This is a genomic window from Photobacterium sp. GB-36 (assembly GCF_003026135.1).
GTDB lineage: Bacteria > Pseudomonadota > Gammaproteobacteria > Enterobacterales > Vibrionaceae > Photobacterium.
The window spans coordinates 19,545-35,856 of the sequence record NZ_PYNY01000003.1; the positions used below are offsets into that span (position 1 = coordinate 19,545).

The 16,312-nt window shown below is 40.5% G+C and carries 13 protein-coding genes; 12 read left to right on the top strand and 1 reads right to left on the bottom strand.

Going from position 1 to position 16,312, the window contains the following annotated elements; translation table 11 throughout:
- Positions 1–89: 89 nt before the first annotated feature.
- The 8 genes from C9J46_RS03405 (at position 90) to C9J46_RS03440 (ending at position 7,795) form a co-directional block, all read left to right on the top strand.
- A complete protein-coding gene (locus C9J46_RS03405) occupies positions 90–1,001 on the top strand; it encodes a DUF72 domain-containing protein (protein ID WP_107290563.1) in 912 nt (303 codons plus the stop codon).
- A 171-nt stretch (positions 1,002–1,172) separates the two neighbouring features.
- On the top strand, positions 1,173–1,901 hold the full coding sequence (gene cmoA, locus C9J46_RS03410) for a carboxy-S-adenosyl-L-methionine synthase CmoA (protein ID WP_005370656.1): 729 nt from the start codon (positions 1,173–1,175) through the stop codon (positions 1,899–1,901).
- A 15-nt stretch (positions 1,902–1,916) separates the two neighbouring features.
- Positions 1,917–2,891 (top strand): tRNA 5-methoxyuridine(34)/uridine 5-oxyacetic acid(34) synthase CmoB, encoded by a 975-nt coding sequence (gene cmoB / locus C9J46_RS03415; protein ID WP_107205617.1) that lies wholly within the window; start codon positions 1,917–1,919, stop codon positions 2,889–2,891.
- Positions 2,892–2,977: 86 nt separating this feature from the next.
- Positions 2,978–3,787, top strand: coding sequence for an ATP-dependent zinc protease (locus C9J46_RS03420; protein ID WP_107205616.1), 810 nt, complete (start codon positions 2,978–2,980; stop codon positions 3,785–3,787).
- Between the two features lie 14 nt (positions 3,788–3,801).
- Positions 3,802–5,310, top strand: a complete 1,509-nt coding sequence (locus C9J46_RS03425; protein ID WP_107205615.1) for an inactive transglutaminase family protein — start codon at positions 3,802–3,804, stop codon at positions 5,308–5,310.
- Positions 5,311–5,313: 3 nt separating this feature from the next.
- Positions 5,314–6,288: an alpha-L-glutamate ligase-like protein gene (locus C9J46_RS03430; protein ID WP_105060595.1), complete on the top strand. Its 975-nt coding sequence runs from the start codon at positions 5,314–5,316 to the stop codon at positions 6,286–6,288.
- Positions 6,289–6,430: 142 nt separating this feature from the next.
- A complete protein-coding gene (locus C9J46_RS03435) occupies positions 6,431–6,937 on the top strand; it encodes a VC2046/SO_2500 family protein (protein ID WP_107205614.1) in 507 nt (168 codons plus the stop codon).
- A 180-nt stretch (positions 6,938–7,117) separates the two neighbouring features.
- A complete protein-coding gene (locus C9J46_RS03440) occupies positions 7,118–7,795 on the top strand; it encodes an SDR family NAD(P)-dependent oxidoreductase (protein WP_107290564.1) in 678 nt (225 codons plus the stop codon).
- A 63-nt stretch (positions 7,796–7,858) separates the two neighbouring features.
- On the opposite strand, the gene adhE is transcribed toward C9J46_RS03440, so the two are convergent.
- Positions 7,859–10,540 (bottom strand): bifunctional acetaldehyde-CoA/alcohol dehydrogenase, encoded by a 2,682-nt coding sequence (gene adhE / locus C9J46_RS03445; RefSeq protein WP_107205612.1) that lies wholly within the window; start codon positions 10,538–10,540, stop codon positions 7,859–7,861.
- A 695-nt stretch (positions 10,541–11,235) separates the two neighbouring features.
- Here adhE and C9J46_RS03450 point away from each other — a divergent pair.
- From C9J46_RS03450 to C9J46_RS03465, 4 genes are all read left to right on the top strand, one after another.
- Positions 11,236–11,874 (top strand): YchE family NAAT transporter, encoded by a 639-nt coding sequence (locus tag C9J46_RS03450; protein WP_045127240.1) that lies wholly within the window; start codon positions 11,236–11,238, stop codon positions 11,872–11,874.
- A 207-nt stretch (positions 11,875–12,081) separates the two neighbouring features.
- Positions 12,082–12,900: an ion transporter gene (locus C9J46_RS03455; protein ID WP_005370644.1), complete on the top strand. Its 819-nt coding sequence runs from the start codon at positions 12,082–12,084 to the stop codon at positions 12,898–12,900.
- Between the two features lie 145 nt (positions 12,901–13,045).
- The gene (locus tag C9J46_RS03460) at positions 13,046–15,403 is read left to right on the top strand and encodes an AAA family ATPase (RefSeq protein ID WP_107245556.1); all 2,358 of its coding nucleotides are present in this window, start codon (positions 13,046–13,048) and stop codon (positions 15,401–15,403) included.
- A complete protein-coding gene (locus tag C9J46_RS03465) occupies positions 15,404–16,291 on the top strand; it encodes a mechanosensitive ion channel family protein (RefSeq protein ID WP_107259417.1) in 888 nt (295 codons plus the stop codon). It abuts the gene before it with no gap.
- Positions 16,292–16,312 lie beyond the last annotated feature (21 nt).

Consider the following 16,312-nt stretch of genomic DNA (forward strand, 5'->3'; position numbering starts at 1 on the left):
GACCAAATATCTACGGCGATTTAGACTTTTACAAACAAAATCACGTAAGATAAATCATCACTCTCTACTTAATAAACCCAAGTCTTATTATGTCTTCACCTTCTGATTTATCTTTACCGTTATATCTTGGGTTATCTCAATGGTCACACAATCATTGGCAGCAAAGCATATACGGTAAAGGCTGTAAAAATGGTGACCGTTTAGCTCGCTATGCTGAGGTATTTCATACTGTCGAGGGAAATACCACCTTTTACGCTATTCCGAGCATGACGACGGTAAAAAATTGGAACGGTGCGACACCTGACAGTGGATTTAAATTTACCTTTAAAATCCCACAAACCATCACCCAACAGCAGCAATTACGTCATAGTAATCAGAGCCTTGTTGACTTTTTAAATACCATGTCGCCGGTAGAAGAAAAAACGGGCGTATGGATGATTCAGTTGCCTGCGAGGTTTAGTCCTCACGATTTACCCTTGCTCGATGCCTTTTTAGATCAGTTTCCACGCCACTTTACTACAGGTGTCGAAGTTCGCCATCCTGCGTTCTTTGCCAAAGGCGAAGAGGAAAAAGCACTCAATCGGATGCTGTTAGAAAAAGGCAGTAACCGCATTATTATGGATAGCCGTCCCGTATTTTCAGCCATAGCGAATACAGAGGCGGTAATTGATGCACAAAAGAAGAAACCTCGCGTGCCTGTTCATGCAATCGCAACCGCTGATAACCCTGTGATCCGCTTTATTGGTCATCCTGATGATGCGTGTAACGATCCTTTTTTTAAAAACTGGCTACAACGACTGCCTTTATGGATCAAAGAAGGTAAAACGCCCTATCTCTTTATTCATACCCCAGACAATAACGCTGCGCCTGAATCAGCCCGTCGGCTTTATAATGTGTTACGCGATCACCTTATCAGCGAAAACAACACTCTTTCGCCACTCCCCGAACTTGCTATACCCAGTGCAGCTGAAATAAGTACGCCACAAATCTCTTTGCTATAACGCAAATAATCAATCAAAGAACAAATCAGAAATCATTAAAGACAAATGCTGCTATTTTCTCTACAATACGCGACCTTTCAAAGGTGATGGATCGCCTGAGTATCAGCAAGGTTTGATGCTCAATACGTACAATGGATCCCTGTTCTTTATATATTATGAGGTTCGTGAGAAATGGCAGGCCACGACAATATTTTTGCTGCGCCAATTGAAAAACTCGGTGATTTTACGTTCGATGAGCGTGTTGCTGAAGTCTTCCCTGATATGATCCAACGCTCTGTGCCGGGTTACAGTAATATCATCTCAGCAATTGGCATGTTAGCTGAGCGCTTTGCCAAGCCTCATTCTAAAGTTTTTGATCTTGGTTGCTCTTTAGGGGCAGCCACTCTTTCTATGCGTCGCCATATTCAGCAAGAAGGTTGCGAAATATTAGCAATTGATAATTCTGCTGCTATGGTTGAACGATGCCGATTATTAGTGGACGCATATCGCTCTGACACACCAGTGCAAGTACTTGAAGCTGATATCCGTGATGTTGATATTCATGACGCTTCAGTCGTGGTGTTAAATTTCACTCTCCAATTCCTTGTACCTGAAGATCGCCAAGCATTATTAGAAAAAATCTATGCTGGCTTACGCCCTGGCGGTATTTTAATTTTGTCGGAGAAATATATTTTCGATGACGAACGTGCCAATGAGTTGTTGATTGATTTACACCACGATTTTAAACGAGCGAATGGTTATAGCGAGCTAGAGATCAGCCAAAAACGGAGCGCAATAGAAAATGTGATGCGCCCTGACAGTATTGAAACCCACAAAACACGTTTCAAGAAAATCGGCTTTTCTAGTTCTGAAGTATGGTTCCAGTGCTTCAATTTCGGCTCAATGTTTGCGATTAAATAAGGTTTTTTGTTCCATATGTTTAGTTTTTCTGATTTTTATCAGCTTCTTGCCCAGCATGAAACATTACGTCCATGGCTAAATACTCTACCTAAACAATTAAGTGATTGGGAAAATAGAGAGCACGGTGATATGGCTCGTTGGGTTCGCGCATTGCAAAAGTTCCCAACCGATAAACCCGATATTATTGATTTAAAAAATGAAGTCAGTGTTCGTAATGAAGTTCCGATTGCCGATGGTGAGAAAAAACGTTTAGAAAGTCTATTACGTTTGCTTCACCCTTGGCGTAAAGGCCCATTCACCATGCATGATATTCATATCGATACCGAATGGCGCTCAGATTGGAAATGGGATCGTGTACTGCCTCACATTACACCACTAAAAGGCCGTAGCGTATTAGATGTAGGCTGTGGTAATGGCTATCATATGTGGCGCATGCTGGGTGAAGGTGCAAAGCTTACCGTCGGTATCGACCCATCAAGCTTATTTTTAATTCAATTTGAAGCCATTAAGCGATTAATGGGCAACGATGATCGCGCATTCTTATTACCATTAGGTATTGAAGATCTGCCCGAATTAAAAGCATTTGATACGGTATTTAGTATGGGAGTCCTGTACCACCGTCGTTCACCGCTCGATCACATTATTCAGTTAAAGAATCAACTGCGTAAAGGCGGTGAAGTCATTCTAGAAACATTGGTGATTGATGGTGATGAAAATGCGGTATTGGTTCCAACTCACCGCTACGCCCAAATGCACAATGTTTATTTCTTCCCATCAGCAAAAGCATTAAAAGTGTGGATGGAAAAATGTGGCTTTGTTGATGTCCGTATTGTTGATGAGAATATAACAACAACAGATGAGCAAAGAACGACAGATTGGATGACAAATAATTCCCTTCCGGAATACTTAGATTCAAAAAATCCGTCAAAAACTATCGAAGGATACCCAGCACCAAAACGTGCGGTTTTAATAGCCCGCAATCCTGACTAGTAACTGACACTGGGATGCTGTTCGCATCCCTTTTTGTAAGGTAAACTACGGTCGACATTAGAAAATAGACGCACATAGGAGATATGATGCTTCGCTTCAGCGTACCATTAATAACAATTGCAATACTGACAGGGTGTTCAACCACGCAGCCTCAAGATCATCAAGAAACCTTGGCAGCGATCAGCAACGTAGAACAGAATATTAATTCTCAATTCGATACTGTTTCTACCCGAATGGATTCACAACAGCAATATATTACCGAACTCGAAAGTAAATTAGCGTCTATATCTAAAGATCTAAAGTTTATTAAGCAAAAAAGCCTAGAAAAGCCTAAAGTTATTGTTGAAAAACAAATTGTTCGAGTGCCTGTTGAGCCTAAAATTGAAGATAATCCAACCCAAGCCAATGGTAAAGCTATCCTTGGTCAGGAAGAGTGGGTTTGGCTTGATTCGGTTAAATCATTCTTTAAAGCACGTGTCGATACAGGTGCAACCACCTCTTCTTTAAATGCTGTTGATGTACAAACTTTTGAACGAGATGGAAAAGAATGGGTACGTTTTAACCTGAGTCATGATTCAGCAGAAGATACACCAGAAGAAAAAGCACAAAACGATAAAGCAACGCCTGAAACTATCGAAGCACCTATTCTGCGTTGGGTTCGTATCCGTCAATCAACTTCAGAAGATGCGGTACGTCGCCCTGTAATTGAAGCTTGGATCACGCTTGGCAATTTACATGAAAAAGCGCAATTCACGCTTGCAGATCGAACTAAGATGGATTTCCCTGTTTTATTAGGTCGTGAGTTCTTTAAAGACATTGCACTCGTTGATGTGGGTAAAGAATTTGTTCAAGGAAAAACTGAGCCAAAACCAGAGCCAGTTAGTGCTAATAAATAAATGATGAGGATGTCATGACGTCTAGAGTACCTTTTTATATCCTTATTTCACTGCTTATTATTGCAGGTTTAGGGTTGAGCATGTATCGCCACGATGTCTACGGTGTGCCGTGGACACCAGGCGAAGAGCGTGCAGTGTGGGAAGTTGAAGCACGTGTTCAATTCGATGCTGTTGGTGATCCTGTACAAGTTAAAATGGCCACGCCTGAAACACAGGAAGGCTTTACCTTAATTGATGAAAGTACGTCGTCTCCTCCTGGCTACTCTGTACTTATTCATGATACGAAAGAAGGTCACCAAGCTGACTGGGCTACGCGTACCGCAATGGGTAAGCAAGTGCTTTACTACAAAACTCAGCTTCTTGTTGATGATCAAGCGCAGTACAAAGAGATCCCACCTAAAGGTGAACCTGCAGCGGTTAGTTTAAGTAACCCACAACAAACAGCAGCAACAGCACTGTTAACACAGGCGCGTAATTTATCTGCGAACAACACCACGTTTGCCCGTGAGCTTATTCGCCAATTACAAGATAAACAAAACCAAAACGCATCTGTGTTACTTGATTCTATGAGTCCGCAAGAAGCCATTACGAATTTACTTTCACTTGAAGGTATCCATTCGCGTATTGTTAGCGGTTTAAAACTTGAAGATGGTCGTCGTCGCCAAACAGTGATGCCGATGGTTGAAGTGTGGGATAACAATAGTTGGAAGCTCTTTAATCTGACTACTGGCGAAGAAGGCAAACCTTCGGATGTAATGATTTGGAACCAACAAGGCAGTGCGATGCTAGATGTTGTTGGTGGTCGAAATTCTAATATTAGTTTTTCTATCATTGCTCAAGACATCACACCACAGCGTGCTACGCAAGAGAAGATTAAAGCCGAAGACTTATTAAACTTCTCAATCCACTCATTACCACTCGAAGAACAAGCAATGTTTAAAACCATTATGCTTGTTCCTATTGGTGCCCTGATTGTGGTATTCCTTCGCGTGATTATTGGCTTGAAAACCTCTGGTACTTTCATGCCAGTGTTAATCGCGGTTGCGTTTGTCCAAACACAATTATTAACGGGTATTGTTGGTTTCTTATTGATTGTTGGTACAGGTTTAATTATTCGAAGTTATTTATCGAAATTGAACTTGCTCTTAGTCTCACGAATATCCGCGGTAATTATTACCGTAATATTGATCATTTCAATATTCACGGTTGTTGCCTTTAAGATTGGTCTTATTGAAGGTCTAACAATTACCTTCTTCCCAATGATCATCTTGTCATGGACTATCGAACGTATGTCGATTCTATGGGAAGAAGAAGGGGCGAAAGAAGTCTTCGTACAAGGTGGTGGTTCACTACTCACTGCGATCCTTGTGTACCTTGCAATGACGAACCCTATGATCCGTCACCTAACATTTAACTTCATTGGTGTGCAGTTCATCATTCTAGCTGCCATCCTAATGCTAGGTAACTACACAGGTTATCGTTTAAGTGAACTTCGTCGTTTTAAGCCGCTAACTGAGGATTAATCGATGAATTTACTTGCACGTTTTACTTCACCAAACAAGCTGAAAGAACGTGGCATCATGGGGATGAACAAGCGTAATCATAGCTACATTGGTCGCTATAATGATCGCAGCCTTTATCCTCTTGTTGATGATAAATTAAAAACAAAATTTATCGCCCAACAAGCCGGTGCAACCGTTCCTGATTTGATCGGTGTTATCGATAGCCAAGGCTCAGTAAAAAAAATCCACGATATGGTAAAAGATTGGCCTGGATTTGTGATTAAGCCCGCACAAGGCTCGGGCGGTAAAGGCATTTTAGTTATTGTTAAGCACAAAGACGGTATTTATGTAAAACCGTCTGGTGCAGAAATCAATAAACAAGATGTTGAACGTCATATTACCAATACCCTCGCGGGACTATTCTCGTTGGGTGGTAAAAATGATGTCGCCATGGTCGAAAACTTGATCCAATTTGATAATGTTTTTGATGGCTTTAGTTTTGAAGGTGTACCTGATGTTCGTGTCATCGTATTTAAAGGCTATCCTGTGATGGCGATGATGCGTTGTTCGACCTCTGCGTCCGATGGCAAAGCAAACTTGCACCAAGGTGCTGTCGGTGTCGGGATTGATATCGCGTCAGGTAAAGCGGTACGAGCAGTTCAATTTAATCAGCCAATTGAACACCACCCAGATACTGATCGTTTACTCAGCGAGCTTCAAGTACCTAATTGGAACAAGCTACTAACGCTTGCTGCGAGTGCTTGGGAAATGACAGGCTTAGGCTACATGGGTACAGATATGGTGTTAGACAAAGTGAAAGGCCCTATGGTGCTAGAGCTCAATGCTCGACCAGGATTGGCCATTCAAATTGCAAATGGTTGTGGTTTACTCCCTCGCCTTCGCCATATTGAAAATATCGGTACTTCTGCACATACGCCAACACCTGAAGAGCGTGTCGCTTATGCTGCTCACCAGTTCGGTGTCAAACCTAAGTTTTAATCTTCTCGGTTAATACCTTTTGAAAGCCATGTCGTGTTATCACGACAGGGCTTTTTTATTTTTATTAATAATATAAAAAATTAAAGCTCTTGGCATTGATGTCGATATAAAGACTATCACTATGATTAAGGCTTACTTTTCCATGCAACACATTTCTTTAGATAATATGCTGATCAATGAGATCCAGCTCGGTACAGGACTCAACCAAGCGGTTGAATCTGGTCGTCGTGCTGATTTCTCATTAATGCTTGCATTGCTATCTTCTGAATTAATGGAAAACACACCGCAAGATAACGAGCCTGAGCAGATTCAAACAGAGCAACAACTACGTGCTTATTTTGAGCTACCTTTTCCTCAACCGCTGACCACATCAAAACATTGTTACCAACGCTCTGCGGATCAGGCAAAAGCTTTCCATGAATCAGGTATTGCGAGTACCCGTTTACTACACGGCCTGCAACCCACAGCGTTAACGTTCCCAGCAGAGAACACTAAAGGATTACCTGAAGATATCTTTCACAACCTTTCAGTACACGAACGTCGCAAGCTTCCACCAGAAGAGCCTCGTCCTATCTCGGCATCACCAAAAAACTTATATGCTTCGCTTATTCATGCAAAGCGAACTTCTGAGCTTTATCACGCCGCTTAATATTCATATAACTATCTGCCAACCCAGCAATGATACCCAATAGGTATCTTTGTGAGCGCAATCAAACATTGTCACATCCAATTATTCTATTGTGAAAGCGCTAACTAATATGGTTCTTAACTACTTTTGGTCTGATCAGTTAATGCCATATTAACATGATAATTTTGGGATGATACTACTATGCTTATTGATCAATCTGTAATAGTCATCACTGCTGCAGGTACTCTCATCGGTAAAGCCATAGCTCTTCATTTTGCATCATTAGGGGCAAAACTTGCGCTCGTTGATAATGACATCCAAAATTTAGAGGCAACACAGGATGCTTGTTCTCAATTCTCTCGTCATATCAACATCTTTCATTTAAAAAACACCCAACCGCATTCAATTAAACAAGTCTTTACCAATATTCAGCGCCAACTAGGTACATTTAATGTCTTACTCAATACATGGCCAAAATGTACGAATACACCAAGTATTCTTGAGCCCAATGCAATTAATAAATTCAATGATGTAATGTGTAACAACGCAACCACTTTTTTTAGCGTTGGACAAATAGCAGCAACAATGATGCAAGACAACAAACAACCTGCTGTTATTATTAATTTAGCCTTACAACCATCTCACCATCACGCTCACCTTTCCGATACTAGTAAATCAGTAATACAAGGCTTAACTTTTGGCTGGTCTAAAGAATTATCTTCTTTGAATATCCGAGTGGGTGCCATTATTCCAATTACTTCAGATAATCAGACAATGCTCCATACACGATTACAAGTAGAAATAGTCAGTTGCACGGAATACATTATTACTAATGATTCCTTCAATGGCAGGATACTTGAAGCAGAGTGTTTGATATAACCATCTATAAGATATAAAAAAGCCCGCTAAGTTAGCGGGCTTTTTTTCAATCAACGCTAGGTATTAAGCTTTTGCTTTTTTACCTTTAGTGGTTTTCACTGGCTCTGATTTTTTAATCACTGTTGTGCCTTCAAACGCTTCACCTTCAATGAAAGGCTTACCGTAGTAAGATGCCATTAGTACATCTTTAAGCTCAGAGATTAGAGGATAACGAGGGTTTGCACCAGTACACTGGTCATCAAACGCTTCTACCGCTAACTCATCAACTTTCGCAAGGAAATCAGCTTCTGAAACGCCTGCTTCTTGGATTGACATTGGAATCTGAAGATTCACTTTCAATTCGTCTAACCAAGTTAGTAGACGCTCAATTTTCTGTGCAGTACGGTCACCCGCATGTGATAGACCTAAGTGATCAGCAACTTCAGCATAACGACGACGCGCTTGTGGGCTTGCGTACTGTGAGAATGCTGTTTGCTTTGTTGGATTATCATTCGCGTTGTAACGAACAACGTTAGAAATCAACAATGCGTTAGCAAGACCGTGTGGTACGTGGAACTCGGCACCTAGTTTGTGCGCCATTGAGTGACATACACCTAGGAATGCGTTCGCAAATGCGATACCCGCGATAGTTGCCGCATTGTGTACTTTCTCACGTGCGATTGGGTCATTAGCACCATTTGCATAGCTTGATGGTAAGTATTCTTTTAGCATTCTTAGTGCTTGAAGTGCTTGACCATCAGAGTATTCGTTAGCAAGAACTGATACGTAAGCTTCTAGTGCGTGAGTGACGGCATCGTAACCACCAAACGCTGTTAGAGACTTAGGCATGTTCATTACAAGGTTAGCATCAACGATTGCCATGTTAGGCGTTAGTTCGTAGTCAGCTAGTGGGTACTTAGCACCTGTTTTATCGTCAGTTACAACCGCAAATGGTGTTACTTCAGAACCTGTACCAGATGTAGTAGTGATACATACTAGTTCAGCTTTCTTACCCATTTTAGGGAACTTGTAAATACGTTTACGGATGTCCATGAAGCGCATTGCTAGTTCTTCGAAGTGCGTTTCTGGGTGCTCATACATTACCCACATGATCTTCGCAGCATCCATTGGCGAACCACCACCGAGTGCAATAATCACATCAGGTTGGAAGCTCTTCATTGCTTCAGCGCCTTTCTCAACAACAGACAGTGTTGGATCCGCTTCTACATCAAAGAATGTTTGAACTTCGATACCTTGTGCTTTAAGCAAAGATACGATTTCATCTGCGTAACCGTTATTAAATAGGAAACGGTCTGTTACTAAGAACGCACGCTTCTTACCTTCTAAATCGCTAAGTGCAATTGGAAGGCTACCACGACGGAAGTAAATTGATTTAGGTAGTTTATGCCACAACATATTTTCAGCTCGCTTCGCTACTGTCTTCTTGTTGATAAGGTGCTTAGGACCTACGTTCTCAGAGATAGAGTTACCACCCCATGAACCACAACCTAGAGTTAACGAAGGCGCAACGTTAAAGTTGTAAAGATCACCGATACCACCATGAGTTGTTGGGATATTCACAAGAATACGTGCTGTTTTCATTTTGTCGCCGAAGTACTTAATACGGTCAGCGTTAGTGTCTTGATTCGTGTATAAGCCAGATGTATGACCGATACCACCAATCTCTACCATTGTTACTGCTTGATCTACTGCATTTTCAAATGAAGACGCGCGGAACATACCTAATGTAGGAGATAGTTTCTCGTGTGCGAACTCATCGTCGAAAGAAACTTGCTCACCTTCACCAATAAGGATCTTAGTATTAGCAGGAACAGTAACACCCGCCATTTCTGCGATCTTCGTTGCTGGCTGACCTACGATATCTGCATTAAGGTTACCGTTGATAAGCAGAACTTTACGTACTTTCTCTGCCTCATCTTTTGATAAAACGTAGCCATTGTGAGAAGCAAAACGCTCTTTCACTTCATCATAGACTTCGTCCATAACGATTACAGCTTGCTCTGAGGCACAAACAACACCGTTATCAAACGTTTTTGACATAAGTACTGATGCAACAGCACGCTTAATATCAGCTGTTTCATCGATAACAACAGGCACGTTACCCGCACCAACACCGATAGCAGGTTTACCTGAAGAGTAAGCTGCTTTAACCATGCCTGGACCACCAGTCGCAAGGATAAGGTTGATATCATCGTGCTTCATTAGTGCGTTAGATAGTTCAACTGATGGTTGATCAATCCAGCCAATAATATCTTTAGGTGCACCTGCGGCAACAGCGGCATCTAATACTAATTTAGCAGCAGCGTTAGTTGAGTTTTTAGCACGCGGGTGTGGCGAGAAAATAATTGCGTTACGTGTTTTAAGAGAGATTAACGATTTGAAGATAGCTGTAGATGTCGGGTTAGTCGTTGGAACAATACCACAAATAATACCTACAGGCTCAGCAATAGTCATGGTGCCGAACTCATCGTTCTCTTCCAAGATACCGCATGTCTTTTCGTCTTTGTATTTGTTGTAGATAAATTCAGAAGCGAAGTGGTTTTTAATAACCTTGTCTTCGATGATACCCATGCCAGATTCAGCAACAGCTTGCTGAGCGAGAGGAATACGTGCGTTGTTTGCAGCAAGAGAAGCAGCGCGGAAAATTTTATCCACTTGCTCTTGAGAGAAAGTTGCAAATTCTTTTTGTGCCGCTTTAACGCGAGCAACCATTGCATCTAGTTCAGTGATATTTGTAACAGGCATAGTAGACTCCTACCTTAAGATTGAAAACTTTTTAGTAAGGATACGGCTTCATTCTTAATTCTCGAACTAAGAAAACCACACACTTAGTAAATTACTTTCAAAATTGATTATATTTATTCACATTCTAAAAAGATTTGATTTAGATCAGTGTTAGCTCTGATGATTAATTTATACCTAAAAACCATAAAAATGAGTAAAAAACAAACACATACTCTATAGAATCAATCTTTTTACTAATATTTCACATCTTAGCGACAATAACCACTTATTTCACAAGGAGAAATATTACGTAATAAAAATACATTTACTAGCCCTACATTTGTCTACTTGTGACAATTATCACCTTTTCATATACCAATTGGTCAATGTTGAGTCATTACTATTAATAAGCATTTCGTTTCACCATAGTAGTTCATGTTTTCAACAATAAAAGTTTATTTAAAAATAATGGAGAAATCTTTCACTAGAATTTTAAAAGCAGGCTTTTTTTTGTGGTTAGGCTAATAATTTAAGATTAAAATATCATCGAGTGATTAATTAACATTGGTTTTACCTGTCAAAAAATTAGCGTGCATAACCTAATTGTTAAGTTAATAACTACGCCTTATATACGAGGCTTTTTTACTCTGAGATCAACTGTATTGATTAATACTATTCTCATGACTTACACCTAGTGAAATCTAACTGAGAAAATCATGCAAGCCATTGAAATAGGAATATTTTTACACTTTTTTGTCGGGCTTTTTGCAACGGTAAACCCTGTTGGTATTATGCCTGTTTTCGTGTCATTAACTGGTTCAATGACACCTGAAGAGCGTAATAAAACTGCGTTAACAACCAATACAGCTGTTGTTATCATACTGGTAGTGGCTCTTGTTGCTGGCCAACACTTACTGGATCTCTTTAGTATCTCTATTGATTCATTCCGAGTCGCCGGCGGCTTACTGTTGCTGAGTATCGCTTTTTCAATGATGAGCGGTAAGATTGGCGAGGTGAAACAAAATAAAGAAGAGAAATCAGAGTCAGCCATACGTGAACAAGTCGGTGTGGTGCCACTTGCAATGCCTTTAATGGCAGGACCAGGTGCTATCAGTTCAACCATTGTTTATGGTTCCAAGTATCCAACAATGACATCAACGATTGGCATTGCCATTACCATCGTTGTATTTGCTTTTGGCTGTTGGTTACTGTTTCGCTCTGCACCATTAATTGTTCGCTTCCTAGGTCAAACAGGAATTAACGTTATTACTCGTATCATGGGTTTGATCCTTGCCGCACTTGGTATCGAATTTATTATTAATGGATTAAAAGTAATGCTACCAGGCCTAGTTTAAGCGTCACAACATAAACACCTCGCTAATAAAAGATAATAATTAAATATAAAGTCTCGATTTTTTCGGGACTTTTTATTATCAATTATCTACGCTCATCATTTACGCACTTACCTAATACTATTTTTGGTATACTAGTCTGCTGATTGATATGCCATACAAAATAATAACCTACTTCTGCGTAAGCTTACGGCTAACTAACACTTAATTATGATTAAACTGACTCTAAGACAACGTCTTTACCAAATTATTTTTGGTACCTCTACACGCGCTGGACAGCTATTCGATATTGGCTTAATAATCGCTATTGTTAGCTCTGAACTGATCCTAATCATTTCATCTGTTGCCAGTATTGAATCAAAATTCTCTACAGCGCTGTTAGGTGCTGAGTGGCTATTCACGATCTTATTTACCATAGAGTATATTCTGCGCTTGTATTGTTCGCCGCGCCCTCTCGCTTACGCGCGAAGTTTTTATGGCATCATTGATTTAATTGCCATTGTGCCTGCTTACATTTCTTTCTTTGTGCCAGGTTCAAACTATTTACTGATCGTACGTTTAATCCGTGTTTTACGTATTTTCCGTGTTCTAAAACTGGCTAGATTCTTACAAGACTCCAATATTCTTTTACGATCACTTCGCCATGCCCAACGTAAAATTTTTGTTTTCTTTAGTTCTGTATTAATTCTAGTTACCGTATTTGGTTCATTAATGTTCTTGATTGAAGGCCCTGAAAATGGCTTTACCAGTATCCCTAAAAGTATTTACTGGGCAGTCGTGACTATTACAACTGTTGGTTATGGCGATATTGTGCCGCAAACCGTAATGGGTAAGGCGTTAGCTTCATTGACCATGTTACTCGGTTACTCAATTCTTGCCGTTCCGACCGGTATTTTGACCGCAGAACTCAATCAAGAAATGAAAACACACCGAAACCTAAGACGATGCCCTAATTGTGCAACCAGTGGTCATGAAGTGGATGCTGATTACTGCAAAAAGTGTGGAACACAACTCCCTGAAAATATCTAATTATCATTAAAGAAAACCATTAATTTTAATGATTAACCACTTGATCTTTAAGACGTGATCTAATTCTTACTTTTACAAGATAACAATTATTCTCGTCTTATTTGGTCTACCTTTGTCTTCATCATTCAGGAAATATGAAAAATTAATGCGATTAACGATATACTCATTACTCTGTAGTTTCATTCTGATATTCAGTACTTCAGCATCTGCTACGCTAACCCTTTTTGAATCAGAGCAGCCTGAATTAACCCAAGCAGCAACGAGCATAAATACTGCCATTAATCAGCTACCTGATCAGCATTTGTTCACTCATAACGATGTTAAAGAAGTTAATTCCTTACTGTCTAAGACCCTCTCACAACAGAAGAAGCATCAAAAGTTACTGGCAACAGCACTGAATAAATACCAGAAAAGTGATGATAAAGAACAAGCATGGGAAAAACTGTCGTCGGTTTACAATTCACTACTGAGTATTAGCCAAGATAAAGAGCGCCTTCTCAATTTAAGTTCATCAGCTATCCAAGATAAGGTGACAGGATTTGGACCTTTTGGCGTTCAACAATTTAAGTTAGAGCTATCAATCACAGCACTTAACTTACAGTACATGGTCTTATATCAATTACGCAGTTTCCATGATTTGCTAAAAGATATGCTGATTTCGCCAGTCCCCATTCTTGTGGTTGCCTTAAAAGTTTTCGCTATTTTATTTTTACTTTCTTGGTGGCAGCGTAATAGCGCACGTTTGATCGAACATTTTAGAGAAACACAACTCGAACATAACCCGCATCCCAATCTTTTGTTTCGTGCGATTTGGTATATTAGTCGAGCGCACCGTCCAATTGGTTGGTTAATTGCAATCACGCTTTCACTCCGTATTGTTTCTCAATTACCAAGCTTGCACCACTTGATCTACTTGGAAATCTTCACATGGTGGATCCTTGGTGGCTCAATTGCAGTGCGATTTATACTTGAGTTTGCGCGTCGTAATAGCATCAATAATAGCGATGCTGAAGTTGTCGCATTACGTCTTTCAACTATTCGCCAATACGTATGGGGATTTATTGCCGCAGGCGTAATTCTACAAATTTCAGCGCGCACACTGGGGCAAGGCACCATCTATGCGTGGATTTGGTCAATTATCTTCTTTGGTTTTATCTTATTAACCTTAATTACGCTTCGTCGTTGGCGACATATCGTCTTTAAGCGTTTAGAAGGCGCGACACATCTGCCCCTTTCTATTAAATGGGCGCTCAATCATAAAGATAAATTATTACTTTCAATTCCAGCAACAGCACTAGGTGCAGCATGGCTTACCTTACGTCGCTTTCAACATACACTGGTTGCTAACTTATCAAAGTACATTTTCTTTCGTCATGCACTCGCCTATCTATTCCGTATTGAAGTTGCTAAACAAACAGAAACCTCTCGCGAACAACTCAATATGGTTCGTATCAAAGGTGCCGCTACTTATGAATATGTAAAGCCAGGTAGTGAGGATAGCCCAATCATTGAAGACTATGCGTTAGAAGAAATTAAACAGCTTTCAGGCTACTTATTAACTGATAAACCCGCAGTTTGTGTTGTTTCTGGTGAGCGTGGCATTGGGACAACGACACTTCTTCGACGCTTGTTACACAAAGTTAAAAATGCAACACCGATATACATTAACTGTCCTTATGATGGCTACGCAGAATTGCTACAACAGTTCTCTACCGCTCTTGGGCTTGCTAGTGACAGCTCTGAAGATGATATTCTTGAATACTTACGCAATAGTGAAACAACCTATTTAATTGCCATCGATAACGCTCAACGATTGGTGACACCTAAAGTCGGTGGACTAAAAGATCTAATGAGTATCACTAATTTATTGCGTAAAACACGGAAAAGTCATCGTGCGATTATTGCGGTTGAAAAATCATGTTGGCGTTTTGTTGATCGTGCTCGTGGTGAGCGTTTACTGTTTGATTTAGTCACCTTTATGCCACGCTGGAGCGAACAGCAAATTGGCGACTTATTAAAAACCCGCACCTCTTCCGAAGGAGAATTTGCCATTAGTTTTGAAGGCCTAGTGCTGCCTCGCCAGTGGGATGAAGATGACATAACAGAAGAAGAAAGAGCTCAACGAGGCTTTTATCGTATTTTGTGGGATTACTCTGATGGTAACCCTACGGTTGCTGTACGTTTCTTCCGTTTCTCTCTGCAGCGAGATAAAGACACAGATAAAGTACTGGTACGTTTATTTAAAGCACCACAATCTGAAGATTTAGAACAAATGCCAAAGCCGATGTTAGCAGTGCTACGTTCTATTGTGCAGTTAGAGGTCGCATCCCCGCAAGAGCTCTCTGAATGTACTCAGCTCAGCCTTGATGAAGTTATTGGTACGTTACGTTACTTCCAAAGTCGTGGTTTTATTGAATGGTCAGATGATAAAGCGAAAATCTCCGATCACTGGTTCCGTCATATCACTAATGTTCTCCACCGTCAGCACTTATTGGTGAAATAAATGAAGCGTTTATTCTGTCTACTTAGCCTAGTACTTCTAAGTTTTTCACCAGCTGTTTTTGCTGATGACATGCCAAACATTGAGGACTTCCAGCAATTTGCTAACCTTATTCGTTGGAGTGGCGTGCTCTTTTCTGCATTAACGGTTTGTGCCGCTTGGATATTACTGCGATTTATTCAATCGATTGTTGATGGTATCAGTAGCCAATTTGCTCAACGTCGAATGTTGCTGCAAAAGCTGCAATCTTTCTTCCAATTCTTCATTTATATGTCGACGGGTATTGCCGTCTTTATGATGAGTTTCCGTGTTGATGATCGTATCTTAGCTTTGATTGGCGGCACTATTGCGGTATCTGTTGGTTTTGCCCTTAAAGACTTGGCAGCCTCGTTCATTGCAGGCTTAACCGTGATGATTGATAGACCTTTCCAAGTTGGCGATCGTGTAACATTTGAAGGCAATTATGGTGACATTATTACTATCGGTTTGCGCTCTGTACGTATGCGCACCTTAAATGACGATATTATCACCATACCAAACAACAAATTCTTAAGTGAAGTCACCGTCAGTGGTAACTATGGTGCGCTGGATATGCAAGTGGTGATCCCCTTCTATATTAGTATGGATCAAGATATCCGCTTAGCCCGAGATTTAATCCAAGAAGCTGCGTCATCAAGCCGTTATATTCACCTACCAAAACCTGTAACGGTTTTAGTAAAGCAAACGATCACCGATAACTACCTAGCTATCATGTTGACTTGTAAAGCTTATGTGGTTGATACCAAATATGAAAAGTTATTTGAAACTGATATTACACTGCGTGTAATGGAAGAATTTGCACGTAACGGCATTAGGCCACCAGCAATCGCACTCAAAAGTACCGATGCTTAATTCGTATTTATATTACTGATA

Excerpts from the sequence above, each read along its gene's own strand:
- C9J46_RS03405 (WP_107290563.1), top strand. The coding sequence starts at position 90 with ATGTCTTCACCTTCTGATTTATCTTTACCGTTATATCTTGGGTTATCT.
- cmoA (WP_005370656.1), top strand. The coding sequence starts at position 1,173 with ATGGCAGGCCACGACAATATTTTTGCTGCGCCAATTGAAAAACTCGGT.
- cmoB (WP_107205617.1), top strand. The coding sequence starts at position 1,917 with ATGTTTAGTTTTTCTGATTTTTATCAGCTTCTTGCCCAGCATGAAACA.
- C9J46_RS03420 (WP_107205616.1), top strand. The coding sequence starts at position 2,978 with ATGCTTCGCTTCAGCGTACCATTAATAACAATTGCAATACTGACAGGG.
- C9J46_RS03425 (WP_107205615.1), top strand. The coding sequence starts at position 3,802 with ATGACGTCTAGAGTACCTTTTTATATCCTTATTTCACTGCTTATTATT.
- C9J46_RS03430 (WP_105060595.1), top strand. The coding sequence starts at position 5,314 with ATGAATTTACTTGCACGTTTTACTTCACCAAACAAGCTGAAAGAACGT.
- C9J46_RS03435 (WP_107205614.1), top strand. The coding sequence starts at position 6,431 with ATGCAACACATTTCTTTAGATAATATGCTGATCAATGAGATCCAGCTC.
- C9J46_RS03440 (WP_107290564.1), top strand. The coding sequence starts at position 7,118 with ATGCTTATTGATCAATCTGTAATAGTCATCACTGCTGCAGGTACTCTC.
- adhE (WP_107205612.1), bottom strand. The coding sequence starts at position 10,540 with ATGCCTGTTACAAATATCACTGAACTAGATGCAATGGTTGCTCGCGTT.
- C9J46_RS03450 (WP_045127240.1), top strand. The coding sequence starts at position 11,236 with ATGCAAGCCATTGAAATAGGAATATTTTTACACTTTTTTGTCGGGCTT.
- C9J46_RS03455 (WP_005370644.1), top strand. The coding sequence starts at position 12,082 with ATGATTAAACTGACTCTAAGACAACGTCTTTACCAAATTATTTTTGGT.
- C9J46_RS03460 (WP_107245556.1), top strand. The coding sequence starts at position 13,046 with ATGCGATTAACGATATACTCATTACTCTGTAGTTTCATTCTGATATTC.
- C9J46_RS03465 (WP_107259417.1), top strand. The coding sequence starts at position 15,404 with ATGAAGCGTTTATTCTGTCTACTTAGCCTAGTACTTCTAAGTTTTTCA.